This is a genomic window from Pseudomonas sp. UBA6699, assembly GCF_002454615.1.
GTDB lineage: Bacteria > Pseudomonadota > Gammaproteobacteria > Pseudomonadales > Pseudomonadaceae > Aquipseudomonas > Aquipseudomonas juntendi.
On record NZ_DKJF01000033.1, the window covers coordinates 28,113 to 32,624 of the forward strand.

Annotated in this window: 2 protein-coding genes and 1 tRNA gene; all 3 read left to right on the plus strand. The window is 64.4% G+C overall.

Annotated features, from left to right (window positions below; genetic code table 11):
* Window positions 1-141: 141 nt before the first annotated feature.
* Window positions 142-218: transfer RNA gene (locus B3361_RS07215), tRNA-Met, on the plus strand.
* Window positions 219-471: 253 nt separating this feature from the next.
* Window positions 472-3,114 carry a bifunctional lysylphosphatidylglycerol flippase/synthetase MprF gene (gene mprF / locus B3361_RS07220; protein ID WP_286920151.1) on the plus strand — a complete coding sequence of 881 codons (2,643 nt, stop codon included), beginning with the start codon at window positions 472-474 and terminating at the stop codon, window positions 3,112-3,114.
* Complete coding sequence (locus B3361_RS07225) at window positions 3,114-4,406, plus strand: virulence factor family protein (protein WP_054905822.1); 1,293 nt, start codon at window positions 3,114-3,116, stop codon at window positions 4,404-4,406. Before mprF ends, B3361_RS07225 begins: the two co-directional genes overlap by 1 nt.
* Window positions 4,407-4,512 lie beyond the last annotated feature (106 nt).

Genomic DNA, 4,512 nt, shown 5'->3' on the forward strand with positions numbered 1-4,512 from the left:
AAATCCGGCTCCCGCAACCAGATTCAAGATAAGGCCACTGTAAACACAGTGGCCTTTTTCTTTGCGCTTGAAAAAGGTCTTGAGCCAGAGCGTGAAAACACTTGACACCAGACCGGCAAACTGTAGAATGCGCACCTCTGACGCGGGATGGAGCAGCCTGGTAGCTCGTCGGGCTCATAACCCGAAGGTCGTCGGTTCAAATCCGGCTCCCGCAACCATATTCGTCAGAACAAACCCCGCCTGTGTAACAGCAGCGCGGGGTTTGTTGTGTTTGTCTCCTGCCACTCGTATGCCCGGGTCTACCGACCCAACCTGCGGTGTTGAGGGCTCATCCTCTGGATGAACTATCTTTAACGCTGCCGGACGACTGCAAGTCATGTTGTCCGGAGTAATATCCGGATACGTTTTCCAAAGGGACTTTCACTTGGCCGCACCTCTCCTCCACCTCGCGCTGCTTGCCCGGGGCAATTCATGACTACGCACAACCCCGAACCCCAGGTACCGCTCGCCACGGTGCTGCCAGGTGCGGTACAGCGCCTGCCGTTGCTCGAACGCCTGAGCCGCTACCGCCAGCCCATCGGCCTTGCGGTAACCCTGCTGCTGTTCACCATGGCCCTGATCGCTTGCCGCCACTTGCTCAGCGAGCTGGACATCTACGCCTTGCACGACGCCATGCTCAGTGTGCCGGCGCAGTCGCTGCTGGGCGCTTTTGTCGCGACGGTGGTCGGCTTCGTGATCCTGCTGGGCTATGAGTGGTCGGCCAGCCGCTATGCCGGGGTGAAGCTGCCGGCACCTACCCTGGTGCTGGGTGGTTTCAGTGCGTTCGCCATCGGCAACGCCATCGGCCTGTCGATGCTCTCGGGCGGCTCGGTGCGCTACCGCTTGTACGCCCGCCATGGGCTGGGCGCTGGCGAGGTCGCACGCATGACCGTTTTTGCCAGCCTGTCGCTGGGCTGCGCGCTTCCGCCCCTGGCCGCCCTGGCGACCTTGAGCGATCTGCGGGCTGCATCCAGCGCACTTGGCCTGGCCCAGGGCCTGTTGGCGGGCATTGCCAGTGCGGTGCTGGTCGCCTCTGCCCTGCTGGTCATCGGCTTGTACCGTCGGCGCCTTGCCGAACAGCCACTGGCCAATAACCTGCTGGTGCAACTGGGGCGCCGCACCTTGCGCCTGCCGGATGCCCGCCTGACTGCCCTGCAACTGCTGATCACTGCACTGGATGTGGCAGCTGCCGCTACCGTGCTGTACCTGCTACTGCCCGAAGCGCCCCCGTTCGGCGCGTTCGTGCTGGTGTATCTGCTGGCCTTGGCGGCAGGTGTGCTCAGCCATGTACCGGGCGGGATCGGGGTGTTCGAGGCGATCCTGCTGGCGGCCTTTGCCAACCAGCTGGGTGCGGCGCCGCTGGCTGCCGCATTGCTGCTGTACCGGTTGATCTACGTAGTGGTGCCGCTGCTGCTGGCCTGCGTGTTGCTGTTGGCCAACGAAGCCCGGCGCCTGCTGTTCGCCCAGCAGGCCATGAAGGCCGCCTCGGGCCTGGCTGCGCCTATCCTGTCGATCCTGGTGTTCCTGTCTGGTGTGGTGTTGCTGTTCTCCGGCGCCACCCCGGAAATCGACACGCGCCTGGAGCACATGGGCTTTCTGGTGCCACACCGGCTGATCGATGCATCGCACTTCGGCGCCAGCCTGATCGGCGTGCTGTGCCTGCTGCTGGCCCAAGGCCTGCGTCGGCGCCTGTCGGCCGCCTGGATGCTGACAATCGTATTGTTGCTGGTCGGTGCCCTGCTGTCGTTGCTCAAAGGCTTCGACTGGGAAGAGGCCAGCCTGCTGACCTTTACTGCCACCTTGCTCGCCATGTTCCGGCGCTCGTTCTACCGCCCCAGCCGGTTGATGGAGCTGCCCTTCTCGCCGGTATTTCTGGTTGCAAGTGCCTGTGTTGTCGGGGCCTCGGTGTGGCTGCTGCTGTTCGCCTACCAGGATGTGCCCTACAGCCATCAGCTGTGGTGGCAGTTCACCCTCGACGCCGACGCCCCCCGTGGCCTGCGCGCCGCCATGGGCAGCGCCTTGCTGTTGGCGGCCCTGGCACTGACCTGGCTGCTGCGCACCGCACCACCGGTGATCCACCTGCCTGACGAAGGAGAACTGCAGCGTGCCAACCGCATTCTGCTGGCTTCCGACCAGCCTGACGGCGGCCTGGCACTCACCGGCGACAAGGCCTTGCTGTTCCACCCACGGGACAATGCCTTCCTCATGTACGCCCGGCGCGGCCGTAGCCTGGTGGCACTGTACGACCCGATCGGCCCGGCCCAGGAACGGGCCGAGATGATCTGGCAGTTCCGCGACCTGTGCGACCTGCACCACGCGCGGCCGGTGTTCTACCAGGTACGCGCGGAAAACCTGCCGTTCTACATGGACATTGGCCTGACCGCGCTGAAACTGGGTGAAGAGGCCCGGGTCGACTTGCGCCGCTTCGACCTCGAAGCCAAGGGCAAGGAAATGAAAGACCTGCGTTATACCTGGAACCGCGGCGGACGCGATGGCCTGAGCCTGGAAATCCACGAGCCTGGCCAAGCCCCACTGGCAGAACTGAAGGAAATCTCCGATGCCTGGCTCGGCGGCAAGAACGTACGCGAGAAAGGCTTCTCGCTGGGGCGCTTCAGCCCGGACTACCTGCAGCACTTCCGGATTGCCCTGATTCGCTTCCAGGGCCGCCCGGTGGCCTTTGCCAACCTGCTGGAAACCCACAGCCACGAACTGGCCAGCCTGGACCTGATGCGCGCCCACCCCGAGGCCCCCAAGCTGACCATGGAGTACATGATGATCGGCTTGATCTTGCACTATAAAAGCCGTGACTACGGGCGCTTCAGCCTGGGTATGGTGCCGCTCTCCGGCCTGCAGCCACGGCGTGGCGCGCCATTGACCCAGCGCCTGGGCTCACTGGTGTTCCGCCGTGGTGAGCAGCTTTACAACTTCCAGGGGCTCCGGCGCTTCAAGGACAAGTTCCAACCGGACTGGGAACCCCGCTACATGGCCGTGCCAGCCGGGCTCGACCCGCTGGTGGCACTGGCCGACACTGCCGCCCTCATTGCTGGCGGCCTGACTGGATTGGTGAAACGTTGATGACCCGACGCTATTGGCTGTACCTGCTGGTTCCCCTGTTGCTGGCTGCCCTGGGTGGCGGGCTGGCGTTCTGGCTGTGGACGCGCCCCGCCCCAGAGGCGCACCTGGAACAAATGAGCATCAATGACACCCCCATTACCCGGGTGACGCCAGGCGTGCACCCCAAAGTCAGCGTGGCCATCGGCGTGCCTCAGGACCAGGCGCTGAGCGACAAGCAACTGCTGGACCTGGCCCAGGCTGGCGAAGCGCAGCTGGTGCAGGTGATCCTGCCACCGAACGATTGCAGCAAGCAGCAACAGGCGCTGGACCAGGCCCTGAAGCAATTGCCGGCAAAACCCGACGTGGTCGCCGGTATCGGCCCTGGTGCCGCCCAGGCCTGGCGCTGGCTGGCCGGGCAGAGCGATGACAAGGCCCGCGCCATTTCCGTAGGCTTTGCCCTCGAGCAGCCCGGCTGCCAGGCGCCGTTGCCCAAATCGGCGGCGCATGGCCACTGGAGCGTGGCCTGGAACGACAACCCGGACGACGCCAGCGCCGCCTTCGTGCGTGACCAGGCCAATGCCGAAACCAGCATCAGCGATTACGACATCCACCTGCCGCAGGTGCTCAAGGCGCAACTGACCCAGGCCTTGCTCGGCTGCGATGGCAACGCGCTGCCAGTCCCGGTAGTCGAGGTGCCGGCCGGGCAAACCACCGATACCGTCACCCTGTTCCTTTCCGGCGATGGCGGCTGGCGCGACTTGGACCGCGACGTCGCTGGCGAAATGGCCAAGCTGGGCTACCCGGTGGTCGGCATCGACACGCTGCGCTATTACTGGCAGCACAAAACCCCCGAGCAAAGCGCTGCCGACCTGTCCGAACTGATGCAGCACTACCGCCAGAAATGGGGCACCAAGCGGTTCGTGCTTGCTGGGTATTCATTCGGGGCCGATGTACTGCCGGCGATCTACAACCGCCTGCCGGCCGAAGACCAGCAGCGTATCGACGCCGTGATGCTGCTGGCCTTTGCACGCAGCGGCAGTTTCGAGATCGAAGTGGAGGGCTGGCTGGGCAAGGAGGGCCAGGAAGCGCCAACCGGGCCGGAAATGGCCAAGCTGCCTGCCTCCAAGGTGGTGTGTGTGTATGGCGTCGAGGAAGCTGACGAAAGCGGCTGCACCGATGGCACGGCTGTTGGCGAGCGCATGAAGCTGCCCGGCGGCCACCATTTCGACGAGAACTACCCGGCGCTGGCCAAGCGCTTGATTGGTGAGATCGAGACGCGCCAGGGCAAGGCAAGCGTGGCTGAGCAGAACTGACAAAAATCGGGGCCGCTTTGCGGCCCATCGCTGGCAAGCCAGGCTCCCACAGGGATCGCCTTAGGGCTGACAGGTGTTTGCCACAAGGTATGGCAGCGCCTGTTAG